24 protein-coding genes are annotated in these 25,554 nt (G+C 61.4%); 9 read left to right on the plus strand and 15 right to left on the minus strand.

Translation table 11 applies throughout. The features are described 5' to 3' along the window. Window positions 1-42: 42 nt before the first annotated feature. Both ACGLWX_RS07905 and ACGLWX_RS07910 read right to left on the minus strand, forming a co-directional pair. Entirely contained in the window at window positions 43-543 is a 501-nt protein-coding gene (locus ACGLWX_RS07905) for a PRC-barrel domain-containing protein (protein ID WP_252106536.1), read from the minus strand. Between the two features lie 146 nt (window positions 544-689). Further along, entirely contained in the window at window positions 690-887 is a 198-nt protein-coding gene (locus tag ACGLWX_RS07910) for a CsbD family protein (protein WP_252106537.1), read from the minus strand. Window positions 888-1,362: 475 nt separating this feature from the next. Here ACGLWX_RS07910 and ACGLWX_RS07915 point away from each other — a divergent pair, with 475 nt between their 5' ends. Both ACGLWX_RS07915 and nfi read left to right on the plus strand, forming a co-directional pair. Beyond that, a complete protein-coding gene (locus tag ACGLWX_RS07915) occupies window positions 1,363-3,078 on the plus strand; it encodes a DEAD/DEAH box helicase (RefSeq protein ID WP_252106538.1) in 1,716 nt (571 codons plus the stop codon). A 102-nt stretch (window positions 3,079-3,180) separates the two neighbouring features. Then, complete coding sequence (nfi, locus tag ACGLWX_RS07920; protein ID WP_396238768.1) at window positions 3,181-3,885, plus strand: deoxyribonuclease V; 705 nt, start codon at window positions 3,181-3,183, stop codon at window positions 3,883-3,885. On the opposite strand, the gene ACGLWX_RS07925 is transcribed toward nfi, so the two are convergent. Then, window positions 3,869-4,582 carry a glutamine amidotransferase gene (locus ACGLWX_RS07925; RefSeq protein ID WP_396238770.1) on the minus strand — a complete coding sequence of 238 codons (714 nt, stop codon included), beginning with the start codon at window positions 4,580-4,582 and terminating at the stop codon, window positions 3,869-3,871. The genes nfi and ACGLWX_RS07925 overlap by 17 nt on opposite strands. 179 nt (window positions 4,583-4,761) lie before the next feature. On the opposite strand from ACGLWX_RS07925, the gene tpx reads away from it, so the two are divergent. Beyond that, complete coding sequence (gene tpx, locus ACGLWX_RS07930; RefSeq protein ID WP_396238772.1) at window positions 4,762-5,265, plus strand: thiol peroxidase; 504 nt, start codon at window positions 4,762-4,764, stop codon at window positions 5,263-5,265. 59 nt (window positions 5,266-5,324) lie between these two features. Here the strand turns inward: tpx and ACGLWX_RS07935 are convergent, their stop codons facing one another. Continuing rightward, window positions 5,325-6,002, minus strand: a complete 678-nt coding sequence (locus tag ACGLWX_RS07935) for a gamma-glutamyl-gamma-aminobutyrate hydrolase family protein (RefSeq protein ID WP_396238774.1) — start codon at window positions 6,000-6,002, stop codon at window positions 5,325-5,327. Between the two features lie 25 nt (window positions 6,003-6,027). Beyond that, complete coding sequence (locus ACGLWX_RS07940; protein ID WP_396238776.1) at window positions 6,028-7,035, minus strand: amidoligase family protein; 1,008 nt, start codon at window positions 7,033-7,035, stop codon at window positions 6,028-6,030. A 147-nt stretch (window positions 7,036-7,182) separates the two neighbouring features. Between ACGLWX_RS07940 and ACGLWX_RS07945 the strand changes: the two genes are divergently transcribed. After that, on the plus strand, window positions 7,183-9,639 hold the full coding sequence (locus ACGLWX_RS07945; protein ID WP_396238778.1) for a mechanosensitive ion channel family protein: 2,457 nt from the start codon (window positions 7,183-7,185) through the stop codon (window positions 9,637-9,639). Here the strand turns inward: ACGLWX_RS07945 and ACGLWX_RS07950 are convergent. Together ACGLWX_RS07950 and ACGLWX_RS07955 are read right to left on the minus strand one after the other, a co-directional pair. Beyond that, complete coding sequence (locus ACGLWX_RS07950) at window positions 9,556-9,987, minus strand: hypothetical protein (protein ID WP_396238780.1); 432 nt, start codon at window positions 9,985-9,987, stop codon at window positions 9,556-9,558. The genes ACGLWX_RS07945 and ACGLWX_RS07950 overlap by 84 nt on opposite strands. A 72-nt stretch (window positions 9,988-10,059) precedes the next feature. Beyond that, window positions 10,060-10,914 carry a DnaJ domain-containing protein gene (locus ACGLWX_RS07955; RefSeq protein WP_396238782.1) on the minus strand — a complete coding sequence of 285 codons (855 nt, stop codon included), beginning with the start codon at window positions 10,912-10,914 and terminating at the stop codon, window positions 10,060-10,062. A 158-nt stretch (window positions 10,915-11,072) separates the two neighbouring features. Between ACGLWX_RS07955 and ACGLWX_RS07960 the strand changes: the two genes are divergently transcribed. Then, a complete protein-coding gene (locus tag ACGLWX_RS07960) occupies window positions 11,073-12,503 on the plus strand; it encodes a hypothetical protein (RefSeq protein ID WP_396238784.1) in 1,431 nt (476 codons plus the stop codon). Window positions 12,504-12,538: 35 nt separating this feature from the next. On the opposite strand, the gene ACGLWX_RS07965 is transcribed toward ACGLWX_RS07960, so the two are convergent. From ACGLWX_RS07965 to ACGLWX_RS08000, 8 genes are all read right to left on the minus strand, one after another. After that, a complete protein-coding gene (locus ACGLWX_RS07965) occupies window positions 12,539-13,666 on the minus strand; it encodes an aminotransferase class V-fold PLP-dependent enzyme (RefSeq protein WP_396238786.1) in 1,128 nt (375 codons plus the stop codon). A 102-nt stretch (window positions 13,667-13,768) separates the two neighbouring features. Then, the gene (cdd, locus tag ACGLWX_RS07970) at window positions 13,769-14,173 is read right to left on the minus strand and encodes a cytidine deaminase (protein ID WP_252106549.1); all 405 of its coding nucleotides are present in this window, start codon (window positions 14,171-14,173) and stop codon (window positions 13,769-13,771) included. A 16-nt stretch (window positions 14,174-14,189) separates the two neighbouring features. Continuing rightward, window positions 14,190-14,912: a purine-nucleoside phosphorylase gene (deoD, locus tag ACGLWX_RS07975; protein WP_396238788.1), complete on the minus strand. Its 723-nt coding sequence runs from the start codon at window positions 14,910-14,912 to the stop codon at window positions 14,190-14,192. Window positions 14,913-14,940: 28 nt separating this feature from the next. Further along, the gene (locus tag ACGLWX_RS07980) at window positions 14,941-16,179 is read right to left on the minus strand and encodes a phosphopentomutase (protein ID WP_396238790.1); all 1,239 of its coding nucleotides are present in this window, start codon (window positions 16,177-16,179) and stop codon (window positions 14,941-14,943) included. Beyond that, complete coding sequence (gene deoA, locus ACGLWX_RS07985) at window positions 16,179-17,513, minus strand: thymidine phosphorylase (protein ID WP_396238792.1); 1,335 nt, start codon at window positions 17,511-17,513, stop codon at window positions 16,179-16,181. The genes ACGLWX_RS07980 and deoA overlap by 1 nt, the downstream gene beginning before the upstream one ends. Before the next feature lie 2 nt (window positions 17,514-17,515). Then, on the minus strand, window positions 17,516-18,304 hold the full coding sequence (deoC, locus tag ACGLWX_RS07990; RefSeq protein WP_396238794.1) for a deoxyribose-phosphate aldolase: 789 nt from the start codon (window positions 18,302-18,304) through the stop codon (window positions 17,516-17,518). 138 nt (window positions 18,305-18,442) lie between these two features. After that, complete coding sequence (locus ACGLWX_RS07995) at window positions 18,443-19,726, minus strand: NupC/NupG family nucleoside CNT transporter (protein WP_252106554.1); 1,284 nt, start codon at window positions 19,724-19,726, stop codon at window positions 18,443-18,445. A 36-nt stretch (window positions 19,727-19,762) separates the two neighbouring features. Beyond that, window positions 19,763-20,611: an outer membrane protein OmpK gene (locus tag ACGLWX_RS08000; protein WP_252106555.1), complete on the minus strand. Its 849-nt coding sequence runs from the start codon at window positions 20,609-20,611 to the stop codon at window positions 19,763-19,765. Window positions 20,612-20,915: 304 nt separating this feature from the next. Between ACGLWX_RS08000 and ACGLWX_RS08005 the strand changes: the two genes are divergently transcribed. From ACGLWX_RS08005 to cyoC, 4 genes are all read left to right on the plus strand, one after another. Next, on the plus strand, window positions 20,916-21,683 hold the full coding sequence (locus ACGLWX_RS08005; protein ID WP_396238796.1) for a DeoR/GlpR family DNA-binding transcription regulator: 768 nt from the start codon (window positions 20,916-20,918) through the stop codon (window positions 21,681-21,683). Window positions 21,684-21,963: 280 nt separating this feature from the next. Next, the gene (cyoA, locus tag ACGLWX_RS08010) at window positions 21,964-22,953 is read left to right on the plus strand and encodes a ubiquinol oxidase subunit II (protein ID WP_252106557.1); all 990 of its coding nucleotides are present in this window, start codon (window positions 21,964-21,966) and stop codon (window positions 22,951-22,953) included. Between the two features lie 3 nt (window positions 22,954-22,956). Continuing rightward, a complete protein-coding gene (gene cyoB / locus ACGLWX_RS08015; RefSeq protein ID WP_252106558.1) occupies window positions 22,957-24,933 on the plus strand; it encodes a cytochrome o ubiquinol oxidase subunit I in 1,977 nt (658 codons plus the stop codon). Then, a complete protein-coding gene (cyoC, locus tag ACGLWX_RS08020) occupies window positions 24,933-25,553 on the plus strand; it encodes a cytochrome o ubiquinol oxidase subunit III (protein WP_252106559.1) in 621 nt (206 codons plus the stop codon). The genes cyoB and cyoC overlap by 1 nt, the downstream gene beginning before the upstream one ends. The last annotated feature ends 1 nt before the right edge of the window (window position 25,554 follow it).

Consider the following 25,554-nt stretch of genomic DNA (forward strand, 5'->3'; position numbering starts at 1 on the left):
CGGCCTTTTAGTGAGATATCTTAAAAAGACATCGTTGACGATTTACTGCTGGGGCTGCGGCTCGTCGTCGTTGTCGAACGCTTCACGAGTGGACTGCCACGCGCTTTGGGCGCCGTCACGGGTGGTCTGCCACGCGTCGCGTGCGTTGGCTTGGGTCTGTTCCCACCAGTCGCGATCATAGGCCGGGAAATCCTCGACCTCTTCCGGCGTCGCGTTCAGCATGATGCGATGCTCGGTTTCACCATCGCCTTCGGTACTGGTCTCGAGCGAAAAGTAGTCGGTATCGACCACGATTTCACGCCCGCCAAGGCCGAGTACCGCGCCGCTTTCGATCACCAAAGCTGTGATGCGCATGTCATCGTCGAACAGGATATCGTCGACATCGCCGATCTCTTCGCCGGAACCATTAGCGAAATAGACGTCGGCATCCAGAATGTCGTCTGCGGAGTAAACGCCTTGCGGCTCCTGAGACGCTTGGGCGCTCAGCGTGGTGCCGGCCAGTAAAGCTGCACTCACGGCAGTCAATAACAGTGATTTTTTCATCGCGTTACTCCTTTAACCCGGGAGGGTTTAACTCAAACCTGACTCTTCGTTGATTGGACCCGCCTAAATAAAGTGACGGGGCGGGTCCTGAAGAGCTGTTGTCGCTGATTGCTACGGCTAGCTGACGAATGTTTAAGGCGAGCCGCTTAGAGCGAGTCGGCCCAGTCGTCGGCACGTCTTTCCGCTTCTTCACGCTCGAGGCCGTACTTTTGCTGCAGCTTACCTACCAACTGATCCTTCTTGCCGGCAACCTGGTCCAGCTCATCATCAGTAAGTTCGCCCCAGCTGGAACGCGCCTTGCCTTTGACTTCGGTCCATTTACCTTCGATCTGATCCCAGTTCATGGTCTCTCTCCTTGATCGTATAACGCGGTATTGCCACTAAAACTTTAGACCATATGTCGACAAGCGCAAGCGCGGCTGTCCAGGTTGGGTAAAGTAAAAAAACTGGTCAGGGGTGTTTAAGGGTGTTAGTATTCGCGCTCCTCGCATGTGTTGACCCCTCCATCATGACGCTAAGCGTTTGACTGCCACGACGCAGTACGCTTGCAGGAACATCCCCACGCGATGTTCGATGCTGTGAAGATGGCGCGTTTTTAGTATTTCACCAACCGGGTGAAATCGACGCAGAAGGTCGCCACAGAGGTTGGCGCGTTTCATTGTTTTGCCAACCGAATGCCAGGTGCGACCGGCGTCTTTGACTCCTTTAGCCATTCAGCCGCAAGGCGGCGTTTGCCTACAGCGCGACTGCGCTTTTCAACGTGTCGAAGACGCTTTAGATGTTTTTTGCCGGCCATGCCGGCCTACCAAGGTGTGATTAATGACCTCGACTTCTGTCGCCTCGCCGAGCTTCGGCGATCTGGCTTTGTTGCCTGCCGTTCTCTCTGCTGTTGAAGCACAGGGTTACCAAACCCCCTCGCCGATCCAGGCGCAAACCATTCCTGCGCTGCTGGAAGGCCGTGACATGTTGGGCCAGGCCCAAACCGGTACCGGTAAAACCGCGGCGTTTGCACTACCGCTTTTGTCACGTATCGACCTCGACCGCCGCGCGCCTCAGGTGCTGGTCATGGCGCCGACCCGCGAGCTCGCTCAGCAGGTCGCGGTCTCGTTCACCAAGTATGGTCAAAACCTCAAGGGCCTGGAAGTCGCCACGCTATGCGGCGGTCAGGAGTACCGTGAACAGTTGGGCGCACTCAAGCGCGGCGCTCAGGTCGTGGTCGGCACCCCGGGTCGTATCATCGACCATCTGGACCGTGCGAGCCTGAAGCTCGACGGCCTGTCGGCACTGGTGCTCGACGAAGCCGACGAAATGCTGCGTATGGGCTTTATCGACGACGTCAAACGCGTGGTCGCCGATACCCCGAAAGATGCCCAGCGTGTCTTCTTCTCGGCAACACTGCCGACGGAAATCGAGCGCATCGTCAACCGCTATCTGGTCGATCCGGTCAAGGTCGCCATCGAGTCGAAGACCACCACCGGCGAGAACATCGAGCAGCGCATCGTGCGCGTCGATGGTGGTGCCAAACTCGAGGCGCTGTCGCGCATTCTCGAAGTCGAGCCCGTCGATGCGGCGATCGTGTTCGTGCGTACCCGTGCGGCGTGCACCACCCTGGTCGAGCAGCTGACCGCGCGCGGTATAAACGCCGCCGGTCTCTCTGGTGATCTGGATCAGAGCCTCCGTGAGCGCACCATTACCCGCTTGAAGCGTGGTAAGGTCGACGTGTTGATCGCCACCGACGTGGCGGCGCGTGGTCTTGACGTTCCGCGTATCACTCACGTGGTCAACTACGACCTGCCCCAGGACGCGGAAGCCTATACCCACCGTATCGGTCGTACCGGCCGCGCCGGGCGCAGCGGTATCGCGATCACCTTCGCCGGTTTCCGCGAAGGCCGTAAGGTCGGCTGGATGGAACAGGCTACCGGTCAGAAAATGACCGAGATGCCGCTGCCCGATGAAAGCGCCATCCGCGCGCACCGTGATGAAGTGTTCCATCAGCGCGTTGTCGCTGCCTTGACTGCGGGCGCCGAAGAGCAGCGCACGCTGGTCGAGCGTCTGGTCGCCGAAGGCCATGACCCGATCGAGCTCGCCTGCGCTTTCGCCGCTATGGCGCGCGCCGACGAAGCGCCGATCGGTCGCCTGCAGGCACCGCGCAAGGAGCGTCCGGCTCGTGAAGGCGGTCGTGACGGCGCCAAGCCGCAGCGCCGCGAGCGTTCGAGCACGCCGAGCGAAGGCATGACGCGTTACCGCGTCTCGGTCGGTCACAAGGATGGCGTCAAGCCGGGTCAGCTGGTCGGTGCGTTGGCTAACGAAGGCGGTATCGAAGGCGCGCGTATCGGCCGTATCGATATTCGCAACGCCTTTTCGGTAGTCGAGCTTCCGAGCAACCTGCCGTCCACGATTCTGGCCAAGATGGCCCGCGCTCGCGTCGCCGGTCGTCCGCTGGAGATCAGCGAAGACAGCGCGCCGGAACGCGCGCCGCGCCGTCGTCGTGACGAAGGCGGCGATGCGCCGGTTCGTCGCCGCGAACGCGCCTGATCAAATAGCGCTTTTTCGCACGACCCAAAACCCCGCTTTCGAGCGGGGTTTTTTATTGCCCGCTAGACTGCTTGATCAACATCGCTACAGGAGTAAAGAGCCATGGAGGCACCGCTACACGACTGGAATCTCGAGCCCAAAGCCGCCGTCGCGCTGCAAAGCGAGCTGGCCGGGCGGCTGGAATCCAGTGATCGTATCGATGAGGTCAACCTCATCGCCGGGGTCGATATCGGCTTCGAGAACCAGGGCGAGACCACTCGCGCCGCGGTGGTGCTGTTGAAGTGGGACGCCGAGAAAGCGCCGGCGCTGGAAGTGGTCGAGCAGGTCGTTCATCGCGAGCCAACCCGCATGCCCTACGTGCCCGGGCTTTTGTCGTTTCGCGAAATTCCTGCGGCCCTGGGCGCTTTCGACAAGCTTTCGCAAACCCCGCAGCTGGTGATGGTCGACGGGCAGGGCATCGCTCACCCCAGGCGGCTGGGCGTGGCCGCCCACCTTGGGCTATGGCTCGACCTGCCCACCATCGGCGTCGCCAAGTCGCGTCTTTACGGGCGCTTTGATGAAGTGGGCAGCGAGCGCGGCGACTACAGCACGCTGACGGCCAAGGGCGAAACCCTGGGTGTGGTGCTGCGCTCGCGGCAAAACGTCAAGCCGATCTTCGTATCACCGGGTCATCGCGTGTCGGTCGACACCGCGCTGGGTTGGGTGATGTGCTGTCTTGGGCGTACCAAGCTGCCCGAGCCCACTCGGCTTGCCGACCGGCTCGCCTCTCGGCGTGACGAGAAGCGGGCAGCTAAAGCAGCCGGCTAAAGCGCTCGAGCAGGCTGGAGGCTTCCGGCGTTTCGCGAAGGCGGTTGATCAGCTCGCTGACGTCATCGCCCTGGTCGATCAGCGCGTCTTTCACACGCTCGATATAGACGCGCAGAATGTCGGCATTGAATTCAGGGTGAAACTGAACGCTCCACTGGCGAGTGCCGTAGCGGATCGCCTGGTGATGGTCGTGGTGGTTGTAGGCCAGCACGACGCCGTCATCCGGCGCTTTCAGCACGGTTTGGCCGTGGGTGAGGTGCGCCATGAAGCGGGTCGGAAGCTGGCTAAAGAGCGGGTCGGCGTTGGAGGCCTCATTGCGCTCGATTTCGAAGGTGCCCGCTTCGCGACCATCGGGATGGTTGCCTGCTTTTCCCCCAAACGCCTCCGCCATGAGTTGATGGCCGTAGCAAACACCCAGCATGGGAATGTCGCGCTGCCGAGCGTCTCTTAACCAGGGTTTCAACGCCTCGCTCCAGGGCTCGGCGTCGCTGACCATACTATTGGAGCCGGTGATCACGATGCCGTCCAATCCGTCCAGGCAAAAGGGCGCGCTTTGTACTCGTGGGTCCCACACCTGGAACGTGACGTTTTGCGTGGCACGCGTCATGGGCGCTTCAAAAAGGGCGTCAAAATCGCCGTGGCGTTCGGTCACTTCAGAAAACGCGTCGCCGGTCTTAACGATCAGTACGGAGGGCATGGCATACTCTTTGTGGTGAATACGAAGTGCGTTCGACAGCGTCTGGCACGCGTGTTCATGATAAGTGGGTCCAGGGTGGTACGAGCAGCCGTATCGTTCAGGGCATAAGCCCGATACGCCGGTGGGGTTCGACACCTCGACCCGGTTCACAATGACATTGACGATAGAGAGCCATCAGTATGCAGCAGATTACCCGGGGCGGCACCCCCATGGACGTGGCCGGCGTTCTTCCCAGAGCCGGTGAAAAGGCCCCCAGCATGACGCTGACCAACCGCGATCTCGAAGACGTGACGCTTGAAAGCTTCGCTGGCAAGCGCAAGGTGCTCAACATCATCCCGAGTATCGACACGCCCACCTGTGCGACCTCGACGCGCCATTTCAACGAGTTGGCCTCGAGCCTGCCGGACACCGTCGTACTGGTGGTCTCCGCCGACCTGCCCTTTGCTGCGGTGCGCTTTTGCGGCGCCGAAGGGCTCGATAACGTCGAGACGCTGTCGACGTTTCGCCAGCAGGAATTTCTCGAACAGTGGGGCGTGGCGCTAACCAACAGCCCGATGAAGGGGCTCTGCGCTCGCGCCGTGGTGGTGCTCGACCAGCACGATACCGTGCTGCACAGCGAGCTGGTCAGCGAACTCAAGAACGAGCCGGACTACGACGCCGCCATTGCCTCACTCAAGGCTTGACGTTTAATCCTCGAGATTTAAGGCTTGAGCTTTAAGTCGTGAGTTTTAAGCCTTGAGCGTTAAGACCTGGCGGCGCTTTTTTTCGCCGCCTTCACCAGCGCGCTGATCAGCCGCTGCTGGGGGCGGTTGAAAATCAGCCACTCCGGGTGCCACTGCACGCCGATCAAAAAGTCGTGGTTTTCGGACTCGATGCCCTGCACCAGCCCGTCGCGGTCGCGCGCAACGATTTTGATACCGCGCCCGGCCGCGTTTACCGCCTGGTGGTGAAGGCTATTGACCCGGCACCAGCTCACGCTCAAAAGCCCGTGCAGTTTGCTGCCGGTGACGATATCCACCGTTTTTCTGGGCAGTACCGTGCGCCGGCGCTTCAAGCCTTCGTGCGTGGTGTAGATGTCCGGGTCCAGCGTGCCGCCCTGGTGCACGTTGATCAGCTGCGCGCCGCGACAGATGCCCAGCACCGGGGTGTGGCTTGGGATGAAGCGCGCAAGCAACGCAAGCTCGAGCTCGTCGCGGGCCGGGTCGAGGCGGACGTTGAGCTGCACTTCGCCACCGTAGAGGTGCGCCTGGATATCGTCACCGCCGCCGATGATTAGGCCATCCAGCGCCTCGGGCCTCGGGCGCGACGGTGAAAGCCGCACAGGCTTTCCACCGTGGCGCCAAACGGCGAACCAGTCGAACCACCAGGCCAAGTGGCTTTTTCGATCGGAAGTCGTGATGCCAATGAGCGGACGCGTCATAAAAACCGTATCTCGTCTACTAATGTCAGCGACGCTTGAACAAGCGCAGCAGGGTGTTTTTCAGGCGCGTGGTCAGGGATTGGGCATTGCGCGCGATATACTCATCGCAGCGTTCGTCGAGCGCTTGCCGGTCGGCGGCGAGCTTTTCGACTTCGGCCCAGCGGTTCCATTCGACCGCCGAGCCCCAGCCGGGCTTCGAGAGTTCGGCGTTGGGCAGTCGGTAGTGAAAAGTCGGGCGCGGTTTGGTCAGTTGGTTGTGCAACAGCGCGTGAGGATGCTCCGGGCGCAGGTGGGCAAACAGCGGTAAAAGATCCAGCTCGCGATTACGGGTCGGATTGAAGTGCAGGTAGTCGTCGATGAAGTCGTCAAGGTCCGGCGCGTAGTCCCGATCGAGCACTTTCAGGGCATACTCTTTGGGGAACGGGTTGGCGTGAGGCAGTACTTCACGGGTGATGTCCACCTTGATCTCATCGCGCAGCCACTGGGCCAGCAGCAGATAGGCGCGCAGCATCGAGAGCAGATAGTCGACATCGAGCGCAGCGGCTTCCGGATTCAAATGCAGGCCAAAACCGTAGAGCAGGCTGGCGTCGGTCCCCTTGGCACCTTTTTCGCGTAGCGCCTTGAACAGCGTATCGAGCTCTTCGAGTTCGTCCCAGGGCACCGGCGGGCAGACGATTTCGGTGGGCACGAGCCCGGTGACCATATCGCCGATCAGCTCGCGGGTTTTGCGATGAAACTCGACGCGTCTAAGATGTTGCTGGCGCGCCCATTCGCTATCGTCGGCGTGCGCGTCCTCGACCAGCGCCTGGTCAGGGTGAGCGTACTGGGTGTCGAGTTCGATGCCAAAGGTACCCCAGCGCGTTTCGCTCACCAGTAGCCTGTGCGGGCTGACCACGTTAAGCTCGCCCCCGAACAGCGTCTGAACGAGCTGTGCGGTCTCTTGCGGGGGCAGTCCCGCAAATTCGATTTCCACGCCGACCCGTCGCGTTTGGCCGCGGCGGGTCGAGCGGTGGGGGGGCGCCTGGAGCGTCATCTCTATATCCTTGAGGTGAACGTTTAAGCTGTCAGCCTATCATAGTCAGGCGGCAGGCTAAGCGGTATTCGTTCCGGCCGGTGGATACATCGCGCCCCAACGCCGACTACCCACACCGGCTCGCAGCCATTACGCCCGGAGGAGCATGTGCGAAAGCCCTGGTTGATCACGTTCGTTTTAGGTATCGCGCTTTGGGCGCTTTTGGGTGTGGGCTCCGCGCAGGCGCAAGGCGTGAGCCTGCCCGGCCTCACCGGCAGCGAAAGCAGCAGCGACGAGCAGGCGTCGGTCAGCAGTGACGAGTTCCAGGATTCGCTGTCCGATGTCATCAAACTTTTAGAGAACGAGGATCAGCGCCAAGCGCTTTTGCAATCGCTTCGCGAACTGCAAACCACATCCGAGGCTGCCGAGGAGCAGAGCCCTGACCGTCAGGGGCTGCTAGGAGCACTGGCGGACACGCTGAGCGATCTCGGCGACCAGGCGCAGTCCGGCCACTCGCCGGTGGACGAGTGGTCGCGTCAGCTCTTACAAGGGGCGCAGGATCTGCGCGCACTCAACGACGGCACCAACCAGGGCGAGGCGATCCGAGAGGTCGTCGAGGCTGCCATTTTGGCCGCCATCTGGGTATCGCTTTTGATCGCCATGATCGCCTTTGGGCGGCTGATCGCGACCCGCCGCGACTGGCCGCTGGATCTGCCCCGCGATCCCAAAGCCCGGCTTTTGGTAGTGCACTTCTTTCGCCGCATGCTGCCTTGGGCGCTCTCCTTTGCGATCGTGCTCGGCATCGGCCAACTTTTACCCTACAGCCCCGGGCGCACGCTGGTGCTGGTCGTCGCCTATATCTGCCTTTGCGGGCGGGCGCTGTCGGTGGTGTTCGAAACGGTCATCGCGTTTTTTAGTCGCGGGCACCGCTTCACTGCGGTACAGCAGCTGCAAAACCAGGCGCTGCGCGGGCTCTTTTTGATCGGCGCGCTGATCGCGCTGGGCGACGCGGTCAATTCGGCTCGGCTGGTCGACCTGCTAGGCGGCGAGCTTGCAGGCCTGGTGTCGGTACTCACTAACATGCTGGCGGCGCTTTTAGCGGCGCGCTTCATCATCAAGTTCAAGCGCCCGATTCGCCACCTGATCTGCAACCGCCCCTACAAGCAGCGCCGCGACGCCAGCGCCGCGGTGGAGATGGTGCGCACCTTGGGCGGGCTTTGGCACATTCCGGCGCTGTTGATGGTGGGCGGCTCGCTGTTGGCGATCTTCATCACCGTGGGGGATGTGGCCACGGCGCTGGCCCGCTCGATAGTCTCGGCGAGCCTTCTGGTCGTCACGCTGGTCGTGACCGGGCTTTTGCGCCGCCAGGCCGAGCGGCTGACCAAGCGCCGCCATCGCCGCCGCCACAGCCAGTACCGCAAGCGCCTGGAGCGCTTTGGCTTCGTTCTGGCGCATCTTTGCGCGTGGATGGTGTTCGCCGAGCTCTCGATGCAGGTGTGGGGCGGCTCGCTGTTCGGTCTTGGCCAGCAGGCGGTGGCCAGCGCCCGCATCGGTCAGGCCTTGGTGAGTTTGGGCGCCACCGTGTTGATCGCCTGGCTTGTGTGGATTTTCGCCGACACCGCTATTTCACGAGCGCTAACCTCGTCGGCACGCTCGCGCGGGCGGCGGGTCAATCAGGCCCGCGCCCAGACGATCACGCCGATGATCCGCAACGTGATCTTCGTCACCATTTTGATCATTGCGGTAATCGTGGGCTTGGCCAATATCGGCGTCAACGTCACGCCGCTGCTGGCCGGTGCCGGTGTCATCGGTCTGGCGATTGGTTTCGGCGCCCAGACCCTGGTGCAGGATTTGATCACCGGCATCTTCATTTTGATCGAGGATTCGCTGGCGGTGGACGATTTCGTCCAGATCAACAGCCACATGGGTACCGTCGAAGGCCTGACGTTAAGAACCGTGAAGCTGCGCGATCTCGACGGCGTGGTGCACATCATCACCTTTAGCCGAATCGAGTCGATCCACAATATGTCGCGCCAGTTCGGTATCGCCTTGATGCGGATACGCATTCCCTATGACATGCGCATTGATGATGCCATCACGCTGATGCAGGAGACCGCCCAGGAGCTCAGAAAGGACCCGATGATGCGCCACTACATCTGGTCGCCGCTGGAGATGCAGGGCGTGCAGGGCTTCGAGGATGGCTGCCCGATTCTGCGCATGCGCTTTCGCACCGCCCCGGAGATGCAGTGGGACGTATCCCGGGCGTTCAACCTGATGCTCAAGCAGCGGATGGAAGCGCAGAACATCGATCTTGGCGTGCCGCGGCTCAGTCTCAGCATGGAGCCGCGCTCCCAGGAAGAGATCGAGGAGAGCGCCGGCACCGATTTCTTCATCGATGCCAGCGGCGAAGATCCGCAAGGCCCGCGTCAGCGCCCCACACCGCCCCAGCCCGCACCGCGCCCTACACAGGCGGAGAAGCGCAAGGACGAGCGCACATCACAGCAGGCTACATCGCAGAGGACTACATCGCAGAGTACTACGTCACAAAAAACCAAGCCACGCGAGCAGGGGCAGCCCCAAAGCGAGGCCTACGCCAGCCCCCATGGCGAACACGGTGATGAGTAGCCAGACGCCTTGAGCGCTGCGCCAGCGATCGAAAAACGACACCGCGGCGGCGATGCGACGACCGAGCGTCTCAACGCGCGGCGGGGCGGTGTCCGCCGGCATCGAGAAGTCATTGGCCGCGTCAGTTTGCCAGTGCGGGGCGTGGGTGAGCCCAAGCCCGGCGCGTAGGCGGCCGATGTCGCCAAGCGTTTGGTGCACCTCGTCGTAGCGCGCGCGGTGGCTTTCAACGCCCAACGCCGCCTCGGCGTCGCGACGAAGGGCGCTGTTGGGGCAGCGGCTCAATGCCGAATCGAGCGTGGGCTGGTCGGCCGCTGGCGAAAGGGCGAGGCGTTGGTAAAGATCGCGCATGGCAGGGGTCTCGGTTGTTCGGTCTCGTGTTGTTCTGGATCGTATCGTGCTAAAGCGTATCTTTCGGTGTCGTCAGGTGCTCGCCTTGATCAGATAATCATAGGCGTTTTTGATCCGTTGAAAACGCTGGGAGGCCAGCGCCACGTGGTGCTCGCTTTTGGCGTAGGCGCGGTCCGGGTGGTGAAGCTGCGCCAGGCGCCGGTAGGCACGGCGGATCTCTTCGCGCGTAGCGCCGGGGGAAAGGCCCAGCACCGCCAGCGCCCGGCGGCTTTTGTAGGCGCCGGACGGGTCCGGTGTGCTTCTGGATGCGCGCTCATGGCGTTCGCGCTCGCGGCGCGCCTGCTCGTTGGCCTGCTCGGCTTTTTCCCGCGCCTTTTCCCTTTCGCGGGCGCGCTGTTGCTCGGCCTGCTGTTCGGCTCGGGCGCGTTCGGCCTGGGCCTGCCGAAACGCGGCGTCCTCGCGCAGCCAATAGTCGCTTCGGCTGATGTCTTCGGCCGGCGTGAGCGCGTGGCCGGTCAGCTCGCTAAAAAGCGTGGCGAGAGCGGTGGGGTCGAAGGCCAAAACGTCGGCCAGAAAGCGCAGCACGTAGTGGTTGGAAGGCGACAGCGCGCCGTCGTCGGTGGCAAGCCCGATGGCCTGCTGCAGGATGGTCAACCGCCGCGCCGGGGTCGACTCGTCGCGTACCACCTCGGCGGCCAGCTGCAGCGCGCTCACGTCCTGCTCACCGGCGATCTCGAGCAGCTGTTTGAGCCCGGTGGCGTGGCGAAATTGTGCCCCCGCCCGGGCCAAGCGTTGAAGCCGCTGCGTCGGCGAGAGTTCCGGGCGCTTGCACAACACCCAGGCCAGCAGCAACAGCGCCGCCGTGTCCACCCGGCTACGGCTTTCGATCAGCACTCGCTCGAAACGAGAGAAGCGGGCGGCGGACATTCGGGCTCCCTGCGGTGGTGAAGAGTCAACGAGCAATACTCGCCCGCCCCTTGATCGATGGCAAGCCCCATTCTGGTCTATGCTAAGAGATCATTAACAAGGTCAATGCCTTAAAGAGCTGCTCGTCCGCTCTATAACGCGAGGGAGTCCGCGCCCAGGTGATCAACGTCGAGCGTAAAAATAGCTTCCAGCTTCGCCTGACTCGGCGGCTGAAAGAGGAGACGTCGCACACGCTGGATGTTTATCTGTTCGTTCCCGGCGAGCTTGGGCTGAGCACCCAGCTGGTGAGCGAAGACGCCTTTTTCCACAGCGCCCTTCACGTCTCGCGCACCTATCACAGCGACCAGTACCACCTGCCGCTGGTGCACAGCCGGTTGGCGAGCCGCAATCGGCTGGGCAGCGAATCCTATCGGCTGAGTTTGAGCCTGTACGCCTACCAGTACGTGATCGCCCTCGAGCAGGCGGTGCAGACGGTGCTATCGGATACCCGCTCGCTGCGCCTCGACAAGAAGGAGCCGCCAACGGAGTCCGAGTATGAGGACCGCCAGGCGCTGCTAGACAAGGTCGACGAGGTCAACGAACTCAGCGAAGGCATTCTCAAGCGGCTGCGACGCAACGAACCCAGCGACGAAACGCTCTACAAGTACTTCGCCAACATCGACAATTACCTCTCCTGGTTCACCGAACAGCAGCGTTTGGCGCTGGTGGCGCATTTGCCACGGGGCGGGGTTTTCAACCCGGTGCGCGCGAAGCTGATCGAGCTTTGCGAAGTCGAAAACGCCCACCGGCGCGAGCGGCAGTACAACGCCGAGCGCGTCATGGCGGATCCGACCCGCATGTCCAACAAGATGCGCCTGTTGCGCCGGCTGATCGAGTATCCGATCACGCTCAAGCAGGAGTCGCTGGAGCTTGGCCAAGGCGAGCAGCGCGTGGTCAAGGGGCTCGCCACGGCGGTGGTCATGGTGTTCGTGATGATGGGAATTCTACGGCTGCGCGATGTGGTGGGCGATGTCACCGCGCTGTTCGTGCTCGCCATGGCGCTTTTGTACGCCATGCGCGAGGTGTTCAAGGATGATTTACGCAATACCCTGTGGCGGCTTCTGCGTAAGGGGCGCCCCAAGTGGCGCCGCCAGTACAAGGACGCCACGCGCGACGTGATGGTGGGGCGCCAGCTCGAGTGGTTCAACTATAAGCGCTTTAAATCACTCGACGAGGAGATCAAGAATCTGCGCCACCGAAGCGTCACCCAGCGCGAGGAGCAGGTGCTGCACTACCGTTCGCGTTCGCGCATGTCACCCACGCGCTTTTTGAGCGGCTACGAGCACACCCGCGAAACGCTGACGCTGGATATTTCGCTGCTCACTCGGCTGATGAGTAAGGGCAAGCACCATATCTACCGGTTGAAGGAGGGACAGGCGGTGCGGGAAAGCGTCGAGCGGCGCCACCTGTTCAACCTGGTGATTCGCGAAACCGGCAGCGAAGATACCCCGCACCTGGCGCGCTGGAAAGTGGTGGTCAGCCGTTCGGGGATCGTCGACGTCGAACGGGTCGATGAGAAAATTGCCCCCGGCAACGAAAAGCGCCCCTAAGGGCGCTCAACGGTTTACCACTTACGTTTCACAGCTCACGCTTTTACCTGTTCGATCGCTCGCTCGAGCTTGTCGACGCTGCGCTCGGTATGGTGCAGCTTGTCCAGACCGAACAGTCCGATGCGGAAGGTCTGGAAGTCGTCGCCTTCGTCGCACATTAGAGGCACGCCGCCGGCGACCTGCACGCCGGCTCCGGCCAGTTTGCCGACGATGCCGGCGTCGCCCGTGTAGCTGACCACCACGCCCGGCGCCTGGAAGCCCTCGGCGGCTACGCTGTCAAAGCCCTGGCGGGCCAGCATGGCGCGTACCTCGATCCCTAGGTCAATCTGCTCCTGCTTCACCTTGTCGAAGCCGTACTCGCGGGTCTCCTGCATGATGTCACGCAGGGTGTGCAGGGCATCGGTGGGCATGGTCGCGTGGTAGGCGTGGCCGCCTTTCTCGTACGCCTGCATGATGGCGTGCCACTTGCCCAGGTCGCAGGCGAAGCTGTTGCTTTGCGTTTGCTCCAAGCGCTCGACGGCGCGGCTACCCAGCATGACCATGGCGCAGCAGGGCTGGCCGCTCCAGCCTTTCTGCGGGGCGCTGACCACCACGTCGACGTTCAGATCCTGCATGTCGACCCACAGCGTGCCGGCGGCGATGGCATCGAGCACGAATAAAGCGCCCACCTCGCGGGCGGCGCTGGCCACCTCGCGGATGTAGTCATCCGGCAGCAGCACGCCCGCCGAGGTTTCTACCTGGGGGGCGAAAACCACCGCGGGTTTTTCCGCGTGAATGCGCTCGGCGACCTCGGCGGCCGGCACCGGCGCGAAGGGCGAGCGGGCATTTGAGGGGTCGAGGCGGCGCGCCTTGAGCGCGGTGTGGTCGTCGGTCAGCCGGCCCATCTCGATGATCTGCGTCCAGCGGTAGCTGAACCAGCCGTTGCGTATCACCAGCACTTTTTCATCGAGGGCGAACTGGCGGGCCACCGCCTCCATGCCGAAGGTGCCGCTGCCGGGCACGATGACGCTGGCGTCGGCGTTGTACACCTCCTTGAGCGTGGCAGAGATATCGCGCATCACGTCCTGAAAGCGCTGGGACATGTGATTCAGCGAGCGGTCGGTGTAGACCACGGAGTATTCGAGCAGACCGTTGGGGTCGACGTTGGGCAACAAAGCCGCCATGGCGTTTCTCCTGAGACAGGCGATAAGGAAAGGGGCCTCAGCATACGAGGATTCGAAAACAGGCGCCAGCCGGGCTCGACCGGCGCCTGATACGGGCAGGCGTTAGCGCGGCGGCAGCTGCTCGGGGCCGAAGGCGTCCGGCAGCAGCGTCTCCATGGTGTAGGTCTTGAGCACGCGGCCGTCGCGGGAGACGACCTGTATTTCGGTGTCCGGTGTGGCGAACTCGCGGATGCGCTGGCGGCAGTCGCCGCAGGGCGTGCACAGGTGCTCGCCCGGGCCCATCACATAGACGCGGGAGAGCGTTTGCTTGCCGCCAGTCACCATGGCGGAAATCGCCGACCCTTCGGCGCAGATGCCTTTATAGTGCGCTACCTCGACATTGCAGCCGACAAAACGCTCGCCGTCCGGGGTCTCCATCACGGCGGCCACTGGGTGGTCGGAGTAGGGCACGTAGGCGCGCCCGAGCGCCTGGGTGAGCGACTCGAGCAGTGCGTTTTCTACCTTCATGGTCTCTCCCCGGCGCTTAGCGCACGCCCTTGTCGCGTAGTACGGCCTCGAGCGCGACGGTCATCATGTCGTTGAAGGTCGTCTGGCGATCGGCGCTCGAAAGCGAATCGCCCTTGAGGATGTGGTCCGAGACGGTGCAGATCGTCAGCGCCCGGGCGCCGAACTCGGCGGCAACGCCATAAAGTCCCGCCGCTTCCATCTCTACGCCAACGATGTTGAAGCGCTTCATCAGTTCGGCCATGTGCGTTTGCGGGTTGTAGAACAGATCGGCGGAGAAGATGTTGCCCACCTTGACCGGCACGTTCTGGGCCTTGGCCGCGGCAACGGCGTGACTCGCCCACTCGAAATCGCCAAGGGCGGCGAAGTCGTGGTCGTTGAAGCGCATGCGATTGACCTTGGAGTCGGTGCTGGCGCCGAGGCCGATCACCACGTCGCGCACGTTGACGTCGTCGCGTACTGCCCCGCAGGAGCCTACGCGAATGATCGACGTCACCCCGTAATCGGTGATCAGCTCCTTGGCGTAGATCGAGACCGACGGAATGCCCATGCCGTGGCCCATCACCGAGACGTCCACGCCCTGGTAGGTGCCGGTGAAGCCGAGCATACCGCGCACGTCGTTCACCTGGCGCACGTTTTCCAGATACGTCTCGGCGATGTACTTGGCCCGCAGCGGGTCGCCGGGCATGAGCACGGTATCGGCGAAATCGCCTTGTTCTGCGTTGATGTGCGGCGTTGCCATGAAAACTCCTTGAGTAACCGGTTGAAGATCACGCGACGCGGGGCAAAAAGCTCTCGCCGTCGTCGAGGGCGCGCAGGACGAAGTAGTCGGCCAGGGTCTGGCCGATATCGGCGAAGGTGTCGCGCTTGCCAAGCGGGCCCGGTGCAAAGGTGGCGCCGCGTACCAGAATCGGCACGTATTCGCGGGTGTGCTCGGTGCCTTTCCAGCTTGGGTCGCAGCCGTGATCCGCGGTCAACACCAGCAGGTCGTCCTCATCGAGGGCGTTTAAAAGCTCCGGCAGGCGGGCGTCGAAGTGCTCGAGCGCGCTCGCGTAGCCCGCGATGTCGCGGCGGTGGCCGTAGAGCGAGTCGAAGTCGACGAAGTTGGCCATGATGAACGTTGGCTTGTCGCGGCGGTCGGTACGCGCGATTTCGCCAAGCGTTGCCTCCATCAGCGCGTCGTGGCCGCTCGCCTTCACCTTGTGGGTGATACCGCAGTGGGCGTAGATGTCGGCGATCTTGCCAATCGACACCACCTCGCCGCCAGATTCCGTAAGCTTTTGCAGCACCGTGGGCGTGGGCGGCTCGATGCTGTAGTCGCGGCGATTGCCGGTACGCTCGAAGCTACCCGCGTTCTCACCAACGAAGGGGCGGGCGATGACCCGGCCGATGTTGTAGGGCTCGAGTAGCTCGCGCACGGTTTCGCACAGTGCGTAGAGGCGCTCGAGGCCAAAGTGCTCCTCGTGGGCGGCGATCTGAAACACCGAGTCTGCCGAGGTGTAGACGATCGGCTTGCCGGACTGGACGTGCTCCTCGCCCAGGCGCGCGATGATCTCGGTGCCCGAGGCGTGGCAGTTGCCGAGCGTGCCGGGAAGCTCGGCCTGCGCGACGATTTGTTCCAGAAGTTCCGGCGGAAAGCTCTCTTCCTTATCGAGGAAGTAGCCCCAGTCGAAGCGCACCGGCACGCCGGCAATCTCCCAGTGGCCGGACGGCGTGTCCTTGCCGCTGGAGATCTCCTGGGCGTGGGCGTAGGCGCCGGTCAGCTCTTCAGGCAGCTCGACACCTTCAGCGACGCTGCCGGTGGCATCACGATGGGCGTGGAAAAGGCCAAGCTTGGCCATGTTGGGTAGCTTCAAGGGGCCGCGTCGGTCGTCGGTGTCGGCTTCGCCGCGCGCGCAGGCGGCGGCAATGTGACCCAGCGTATCGGCGCCTTCATCGCCGAACGCGGCGGCGTCCGGCGCCGAGCCGATGCCGAAGGAGTCGAGTACCACTACAATTGCGCGTCGCATTAGGCTTCTCCTCTAAAGGTGTCCTGAATCAGCGTGTCGGCGTCAACAAAGTTCTGCCCCAGAGTGATCGCGGCCTTGAGCTGCTCGGCGGCGCGGTTGGCGGCCTCTTCGCTCGCCGCGTGCACCATCGCCAGCGGCCGGTCGCCGTCAACGCGCGCGCCAATGTCGGCAATCTCGCTAAAGCCGACGCTGTGATCCACTTTGGCATCGTTGCGCAGGCGCCCGCCGCCGAGCTCGACCACGCTCATGCCCACCGCGCGGGTGTCGATGCGGCTCACGATACCGCCGTCATCGGCGTAGACCGGCTTCACCACGTTCGCTTTGGGCAGGTAGTGCTCCGAGCGCTCCATGAAGTCGTTCGGGCCGCCGAGCTCGGACACCATGCGCGCGAAAATTTCGGCGGCGGCGCCGGAGCTCAATGCCTTGTCGAGTTTGGTCAGCGCCTCGTCGCGGCTGGCGACGAGCTTGCCGGCCATCAGCATCTCGACGGCCAGCTCGCGGGTGACCTCCATCACGCGGCTAGTGGAGCGCTCGCCGCGCAGAAGCGCCAGCGTCTCGACGATTTCCACCGCGTTACCGGCACACGGCGCCAGCGGCTGGCTCATGTCGGTCAACAGCGCAGTGGTCGGCGTGCCGGCCTGGGTGGCTACGTTGGCGATGCTTTCGGCGAGCTCGCGGGATTTTTCCGGCGTTGGCATGAAGGCGCCGCTGCCGACTTTAACGTCCATTACCAACGCATCCAGGCCCGAGGCGAGTTTCTTGCCGAGGATCGACGCGGTGATCAGCGGGATCGACTCGACCGTGGCGGTGATGTCGCGCACGCCGTAGATGCGCTTGTCGGCAGGCGCAAGGTTGCCGGTCTGGCCGATGATGGCGACCCCGGTGGATTTCACCACCTGGCCGAAGCGCTCGGGAGCGGGGTAGGGGTCGTAGCCGGGAATCGATTCGAGCTTGTCGAGCGTGCCGCCGGTGTGACCCAGCCCGCGCCCGGAAATCATCGGCACGTAAGCGCCGCAGGCGGCGACCCATGGGCCGAGTACCAGGGACACCAGATCGCCGACGCCGCCGGTAGAGTGTTTGTCGACCACCGGGCCTGGCAGGTTCAGTGAATCCCACTGCATGACGTGGCCGGAGTCGCGGGTGGCGGTGGTCAGCGCGACCACTTCCTCACGGCTCATGCCGTTTAAATACACCGCCATGGTGAAGGCGCCGATCTGGGCGTCGCTGATGCGATCGTCCGCCACGCCCTGAACGAAGTGCTTGATCTCCTCGAGCGGCAGCGCCTGAGCGTCGCGCTTGAGGCGGATGAATTCCTGGGGGAGCAGGTGTGCCATGATTAGTAGCCTCCTTCTTGCATCGCGGCGTCGGCGTCGGGGTTCAGCGTCATCAGCACGTCACCCAAAAGGCTCGAGGCGCCGAAACGAAAGTGCTGGGGGGTGATCCAGTGCGGGCCCATGATGTCGGCCGCGAGTTTTAAGTACTCGGCGGCTTCCTCGACGGTGCGTACGCCGCCGGCGGCCTTGAAGCCGACGTCCTGACCGCTCTCCTTGATCGCGCTGAGCATGATCTCGGTGGCTTCGAGCGTTGCGTTGGTGGCGACCTTGCCGGTGGAGGTCTTGATGAAGTCGGCGCCGCCTTCGATGGCGAGTTCGCTGGCGCGCTTGATCAGCGCCGGCGTTTTCAGCTCGCCGGTCTCCAGAATCACTTTCAACAGCGCCTGGCCGCCACAGGCGGCCTTGCACATTTCGACCAGCTCGCGGCCGGTCTCTTCATCGCCGGCCATCAGTGCGCGGTAGGGAAAGACCACGTCGACTTCATCGGCGCCAGAGGCCACGGCTTCACGGGTTTCCCGCGCCGCGCCCATGATGTCGTCGCCCCCGGCGGGGAAGTTGGTGACCGAGGCGATTTTTACCTGGTCTTTCAAGTTGTGCGCTGTGAGCGCGCGCGCCGCGGTGACGATGAACTGCGGGTAGACGCAAACGGCGGCTGGGGTCCCGACCGGGGTTTTGACCATCTGGCAAAGCGACTCGATGCGCGCATCGGTGTCGTCGTCGTTGAGGCTGGTGACGTCCATTAGGGCGAGCGCTTGTTTAGCGGCTTGAATCAGGTCGGAAGAGGCAGTCATGGCGTTCTCGCGTTGGTATTAAGAAAATGTGTTAAGAGAAACAGTGTAAAAAGCATGTGCACAAAAAGCATGCCGATAAAAAAACGAACGGGCACTGCGCTTGGCCGTGCCCGTTCAGTTTAGCGCTAGCGGCGGGGCCTACGCCGCGACATTACCCAAGGCAATGAAAAAGCCCGCGATCGACGCCGACATGAGATTCGAAAGCGTCCCCGCGAGTACGGCTTTGACACCGTAACGGGCAATCTCGTTGCGTCTTGTCGGCGCGATGCTGCCAAGCCCGCCCAGCAAAATGGCGATCGAGGACAGGTTGGCGAAGCCACAAAGCGCAAAGGACAAAACGGCTTGGGTGTGCGGCGTCATCATCTGACCCGTCGCGGCCACCACCTGTTCCCCATCGATGTAGGGCGCCAGGTTAATGAAAGCAACGAACTCGTTGACCACGATTTTTTGACCGATGAAGGAGCCTGCAAGCGTCGCCTCGGACCAGGGCACGCCGAGCAAAAACGCCAGCGGCGCAAAGAGCCAGCCCAGAATCAGCTCCAGACTCAGCGATTCGAAACCGAACCAGCCGCCGACCCCGCCCAGAATGCCGTTTACCAGCGCGATCAAGCCGATGAACGCCAACAGCATCGCGCCCACGTTGGCGGCCAGCATCAGCCCGGAGCTTGCCCCGGAGGCCGCGGCGTCGAGCACGTTGACCGGCTTGTCCTCCTGCTCCTTGAGCTCCTCGTCCACTTTGGTAATGCTGTCGGCATCCTGGTTGTCCCGGGTTTCCGGCATGATCAGCTTGGCGAATAAAAGCCCGCCGGGTGCGGCCATGAACGAAGCGGCGACCAGGTACTCCATGGGAATACCGAGCTGCGCGTAGCCCGCGAGCACCGACCCTGCGACCGAGGCAAGCCCGCCGCACATCACGGCAAAGAGCTGCGAAGGGGTCATGCGCGCGATGAACGGACGCACTACCAGCGGCGCCTCGGTTTGGCCTACGAAGATGTTGGCCGTGGCCGAGAGCGACTCGGTGCGCGAGGTGCCCAGCGCCTTCTGTAGCGCCCCGCCCAGAATCCGAATGATCCACTGCATGATGCCCAAGTAGTAGAGCACGGCAATTAATGAGGAGAAGAAGATGATGACCGGCAGAACGCGCACGGCAAAGACGAAGCCGATGCTTTCGACGTCGGCAAGGCCGCCGAACAGAAAGTCGATACCGTCGTTGGCGAAGACCAGCACTTGGCTCACCCCGGCGGAGATCGTCTCCAGAAAGACCTGTCCGAAGGGAATGTAAAGCACGAACGCCCCGATACCCGCCTGAATGGCAAAGGCGCCGAGCACCGTGCGCAGGCGTATGGATTTGCGATCATAGGAGAAAATCAGGGCGATGATCACCAGGGTGGCCATGCCGACCAGGCTCATAAGGAGTGTCATAAGAAGATCCCTTGAGTTCGCGAGGCGCGCCTCGGGTTACAGGAAGTTGAGCTTGACCGAATAGATCATCGCATTTTGATACACGTCTGGCGCGCCCAACTTGTTGTCCGAGTAGCGGTACTGAATGCCGGTAGTGATCAAGTCCGCCGGATGCCACCAAAGACCGACCGCGCCGTTGGTACCGGTGCTGCCCGCGGTGCCGTTGACGTAGTTCTGCTCGAGGTAGTCGCTGTCGCGATCAAAGGTCTGCTCGTGCCAGTTGGTGATGCCAAAGCCCTGGCCGAACGCGGTGAAGTCGTAACCCGCGACCCAGCCGGCCATGTAGCCGTTCATGCCAGTGTAGCCGTCACTTTGCACCCGCGCCGGGCCGATGAAGGGCTTGAACCAGAAGCCGTTATCGAAGGTGGCGCGGTAGCCGAAACCGAGGATTTGATCCTGCTCGCGGCCGTTGAAGCCGTAGTCGCGGAAATCGTAGATGTGCGCGTAGATCGAGAAGGGCGTGTCGCCTAAGTAGATATGCGAGGTGACCTTGCCCGCGGTGCGAAAGTTGTCCTGGCCGTTGCTCGATTCGTCGAACTGGTCGTTGGTCGGGTTCTCGAAATCGAAAAAGCCGTAGAATTCACCCCAGCTAAAGCCTACGCCGCCTTCGAGTTCGACATAGGTGAAATCGCTCTTGGCGGCGTTGCTCGCCGTACGACGTTCGGTGCCGTTGGACCAGTCCAGGTAGTTCACCGAGACGTTGCCAAACGACCAGAGCCGGTCGAGCGTTTGCGGCTCGGACTCATCGGCCAGTGCGCAAGGCGCGATCAAGGCGCCGGCGAGTAGAGTAAGGGCGCCTCGGGTTGCCGTGCGTCGCGAATCAAGGATAAAGCGTTGAGCAGTCATATGGCCTCAAATGGTCGGAATAGCGCCGCCGCCCTGTGTTTTTATAGGGTGCGAAATCAGTATGCGCTGAAGTGTGGTCATCGGTGCGGGCTGGCGAATGTTATAATTATAACATTTAGTGTTATTCCGTTAACACCGAATTGCAACCATTGTTTGAAACCATTGTTCAAAACCAGTGTTTGAAAGCAGTGTTTGTAGTCATCGCCAGTAACCGTTATTGGTAGTCATCGTCTGCAACCAACATTTGCAACCATTACTGGCAGCCGTCGTTTGCGATCAGGGTTTGAGCGAGGTCAGAAACAGCATGAGCGATCGTCGTGAGGAGCGACTCAATCTTTTAACAGAGGCGCTGATCAGCGAAGGCACGCTGCATCTGCGCGATGCGGCGACACTCTGCGGCGTTAGCGAAATGACCATCCGACGCGATCTGCACACCTGCCCTGAGTCTATCAGTTTGATTGGCGGGCGACTGATCAAGGCATCGATCCAGGCGAGCGCGTACGATCTCATCGAGCAGCAGGCGTTGGGGTATCCGGCCAAGTACCGGCTTTGCCAGCGCGCGCTTTCGTTCATTGACGAGGGCGATACGCTGTTCATCGACTGCGGCTCGACGCTGCTACCGCTGCTTGGCTTTTTGGCGCGTTTCGAGGCGCTCACCGTCGTCACCTACGCGCTCAACGTGGCCACGAGCGTGGCTGCGCTTCCCAACGTGCGGCTCATCGTGTTGGGAGGGCTCTACTATCCCGCGTCTCAGTCCTTTGGGGGAGAGCGTCTGGCGGAGCAAATCCGCGGCCTTGGAATCAACAAGGCGCTGATAACGGCGGCCGGCGTCGATGATGAGCAGGGCGTGAGCTGCTTTCATTTTCACGAAGTCGCGCCCAAGCAGGCGGCCATCGCGACCGCCGAAAAGCGAATTTTACTCGCCGATACGCGCAAAATGGGTGTTGTTCGACCGGCCTATTTTGCTACCCTTGGCAACTTCGATGTATTGGTGACAGATGATGAGCAGGTTTCAAAGCGATTTGAGGCCGGCTTGGCCTCTATGCCGGACATCGCAATCACCTGGCCTTAAGCGCGATCACTAACGGTTTTGAACGAGCAGGGTGCGGCAATGCGTCGCTTTCTGCGCGCACGTAATCGGTAGAAAATGTTCGTGCTTGTGTTTGTGCGTGAAACGCACGCCAGGTTCGCTACCAACCCCATGCGGTAGCGCATATTTTTCCCGGTGTTATCAGGCGTTGTTCTAGTGCCCTGGGAAAAATATGGGGTGCTAGTTGGTCTGCTATATGGCATATCGTTTGGCTTGCTGTCTGGCGACTAGTTTTGAAACGCAACTCTGACGAGATCGCACCATGCAACAACCCTCCCAATGGCGCAGGCGTGGCACTTTCTTCGTGCTCCTCGCGCTGTGCTTGCTCCTTGCAGGCTGTAGCTCGGCCCTGATGGACCCCAAGGGCGATATTGGTGAAGCACAGCGTTCGCTGATCTTGAGCTCCTTTGGTTTGATGATGATCGTAGTTATTCCGGTCATCGTGCTGACGGTCGCTTTCGGCTGGCACTACCGTCGTAACAACACCGTCGCGCAGTACCTGCCGGATTGGGCGCACTCCAACGTGATCGAGGCCATCGTGTGGCTGGTGCCCGTTGTCATCGTCGCGATTCTGGCGGTGATTACTTGGCGCTCTTCTCACGAGCTCGACCCGCACCGTCCGCTGGAAAGCGATGAACCAACCCTCGAAATCCAGGCGATCTCGCTGGATTGGAAGTGGCTGTTCATCTATCCCGAGCAGGGCATCGCCACGGTCAACGAAGTCGCCATGCCGGTCAATCGCCCGGTACGCTTTCGTGTGAGCTCCGGCTCGGTCATGAACTCGCTGTTCATTCCGCGCCTGGGTACTCAGATCTACGCGATGGCGGGTATGGATAACGATGTTCACCTCGTCGGTAATGAAATCGGCACCTACTGGGGTCGTTCGACCAACTACAGCGGCGCAGGTTTCGCTGGCATGGTCTTCGATGCGCTGGTGACTTCCGATGAAGACTTCGATACGTGGGTAGAGCAAGTGCGTGCCGAGGGTGAGCCGCTGAGCTACCCGGAAGGCTACTCCGAGCTTGCCGAACGCTCCTCGTTCGTCGATGTCCGGTACTTCTCGGACGTGACGCCGGAGTTCTACGAGCGGCTAGTAAGCAGTTTCCATACGGGAACCGACCCTGAGACGGAAACGCAGGACGCAGACCGTGCACCGGCCGTTGATACCAATGAAGCCTATCAATCGACCGACAACCAAGAGGGTGAGCGGTCAGACGACGACCAGCTCATCAGCAACGAGGCGGGAGGGTAAGCCGTGTTCGGTAAACTAAGCTTAGAAGCAATCCCCTTACACGATCCTATTATTGTGGTCGTGGGTTTGGGAATGGTTGTGGGAGCCATCGCGCTGTTAGGCGCACTCACTTATTTTCGTAAGTGGGGCTGGCTTTGGAATGAGTGGTTCACTTCGGTAGACCACAAGAAACTCGGTATTATGTATTTCGCGGTCGCATTGGTCATGCTGCTGCGCGGCTTTGCCGACGCCATTATGATGCGTAGCCAGCAGGCCTTGGCCGCTGGCGGCTCGATGGGCTTTTTGCCACCGGATCACTACGACCAGATCTTCACCGCCCACGGCGTGATCATGATCTTCTTCGTGGCGATGCCGATGGTCATCGGTTTGATCAACCTGGTCGTACCGCTGCAGATCGGCGCGCGCGACGTTGCCTTCCCGTTCTTGAACAACCTGAGCTTCTGGCTGTTCGCCGTGTCGGCGCTTTTGATCAACATCTCGCTGGTACTGGGTGAATTCGCCAAAACCGGTTGGCTCGCCTACGCGCCGCTATCGGGGATAGAGTACAGTCCCGGGGTCGGTGTGGATTACTGGATATGGGCGCTACAGATCTCCGGTATCGGTACGACCCTGACCGGTATCAACTTCTTCGTGACCATCCTGAAGATGCGCACCAAAGGCATGACCATGTTCCGCATGCCGATCTTCACCTGGACCGCTCTGTGCGCCAACGTGCTGATCATCGCCTCTTTCCCGATTCTGACCGCGACCATCGCGCTACTGACGCTTGACCGCTACTTCGGTATGAACTTCTTTACCAATGAGCTTGGCGGCAACGTGATGATGTACGTCAACTTGATTTGGGCATGGGGTCACCCGGAAGTTTACATCCTGATTCTGCCGGCATTCGGTGTCTTCTCTGAAGTCATCGCGACCTTTGCGCGTAAGCGTCTGTTTGGCTACCACACCATGGTGTGGGCGACCGTTGCCATCACCGTGCTTTCGTTCATCGTTTGGCTGCACCACTTCTTCACCATGGGGGCAGGGGCCAACGTCAACGCCTTCTTCGGCATCATGACGATGATCATCGCCATTCCGACCGGGGTTAAGGTCTTCAACTGGATCTTCACCATCTTCCGCGGTCGTCTGGAACTGACCTCGCCGGTGCTGTGGACGCTTGGCTTCATCATCACCTTTACCCTGGGTGGTATGACCGGTGTCATGCTGGCGCTGCCGGCGGCGAACTTCGTGCTGCACAACAGCCTGTTCGTTATCGCGCACTTCCATAACGTAATCATCGGCGGCGTTGTATTCGGCATGCTGGCGGGTCTGACCTACTGGTTCCCGAAAGCGTTCGGCTTCACGCTGAGCGAGAAGTGGGGCAAGCGCTCCTTCTGGTTCTGGATCACCGGTTTCTACACCGCGTTCATGCCGCTTTACGTGCTGAGCTTCTACGGTGCAGCGCGCCGCATGCAGTCCTACCCGAACGCCGAATGGCAGCCCTGGATGATCGTTGCGTGGGTCGGTTCGGTGCTGATCGCTATCGGTATCGCCTGTACCCTGATTCAGTTCTACGTCAGTATTCGCGACCGTCATAAGAACCAGGATGTGACCGGCGACCCGTGGGATGCGCGTACCCTTGAGTGGTCTACGTCTTCACCCCCGCCGTTCTACAACTTTGCGCACGAGCCGGTAGTGGGTGATATCGACAGCTTCTGGACGCAAAAGCAGCGTGGCATCGAGCAGGCTGAAGAGAAGGACTACAAGGACATCCACATGCCCAAGAACACCTGGGCTGGCCCGATCATCAGTGTCTTCGCCATGATCTTTGGTTTTGCGATGATCTGGCACATCTGGTGGCTGGCGATCGTCGGCGCCGTGGGTACGCTGGTGAGCTTCATCGCGCGCGTGTTCAACGACGACATTGACTACTACGTGCCGGCCGCCGAAGTCGAACGGATCGAGCAGGCGCACCTCAAGCGTTTGGAGGCACATTCGTAATGGCGACAGATACAATGCACCATGGCGCCCATGCCGATGAACACCACGATCATGATCATCATGACGTAGCGGGTACGAAAGTATTCGGCTTCTGGGTCTACCTGATGAGTGACCTGGTGATCTTCGGCACGTTGTTCGCCACCTACGCCGTGCTCATGGGGGGCACGGCAGGTGGGCCGAGCGGCGCTGATATCTTCGAGCTGCCGCTGATCCTGTTCGGCACCTTTGCGCTTTTGATCAGTAGTTTCACCTTCGGCATGGGCGTTCTGGCAATGAACGCCAACCGTGTCGGCCAAGTGAAAATGTGGCTGATCGTCACGTTCGTACTGGGCCTGATGTTTTTGGGCATGGAGCTCTACGAATTCAATCACCTGATTCATGAAGGCTATGGCCCGGATCGAAGCGCGTTTTTGTCGGCGTTCTTCACGCTGGTCGGCACGCACGGTCTGCACGTGACCTTCGGCATGATCTGGATTCTGGTGATGCTGGTTCAGCTTCAGACCAAGGGCATCAATCCTGCGACGCGTCCGCGCATTCTGTGCTTGAGCCTGTTCTGGCACTTTTTGGACATCGTCTGGATCTGCGTCTTCTCCTTCGTCTACCTGATGGGAGTGCTTTGAG

This window comes from Halomonas sp. HMF6819 (assembly GCF_044335525.1).
In the GTDB taxonomy this organism is placed as follows: Bacteria; Pseudomonadota; Gammaproteobacteria; order Pseudomonadales; family Halomonadaceae; genus Vreelandella.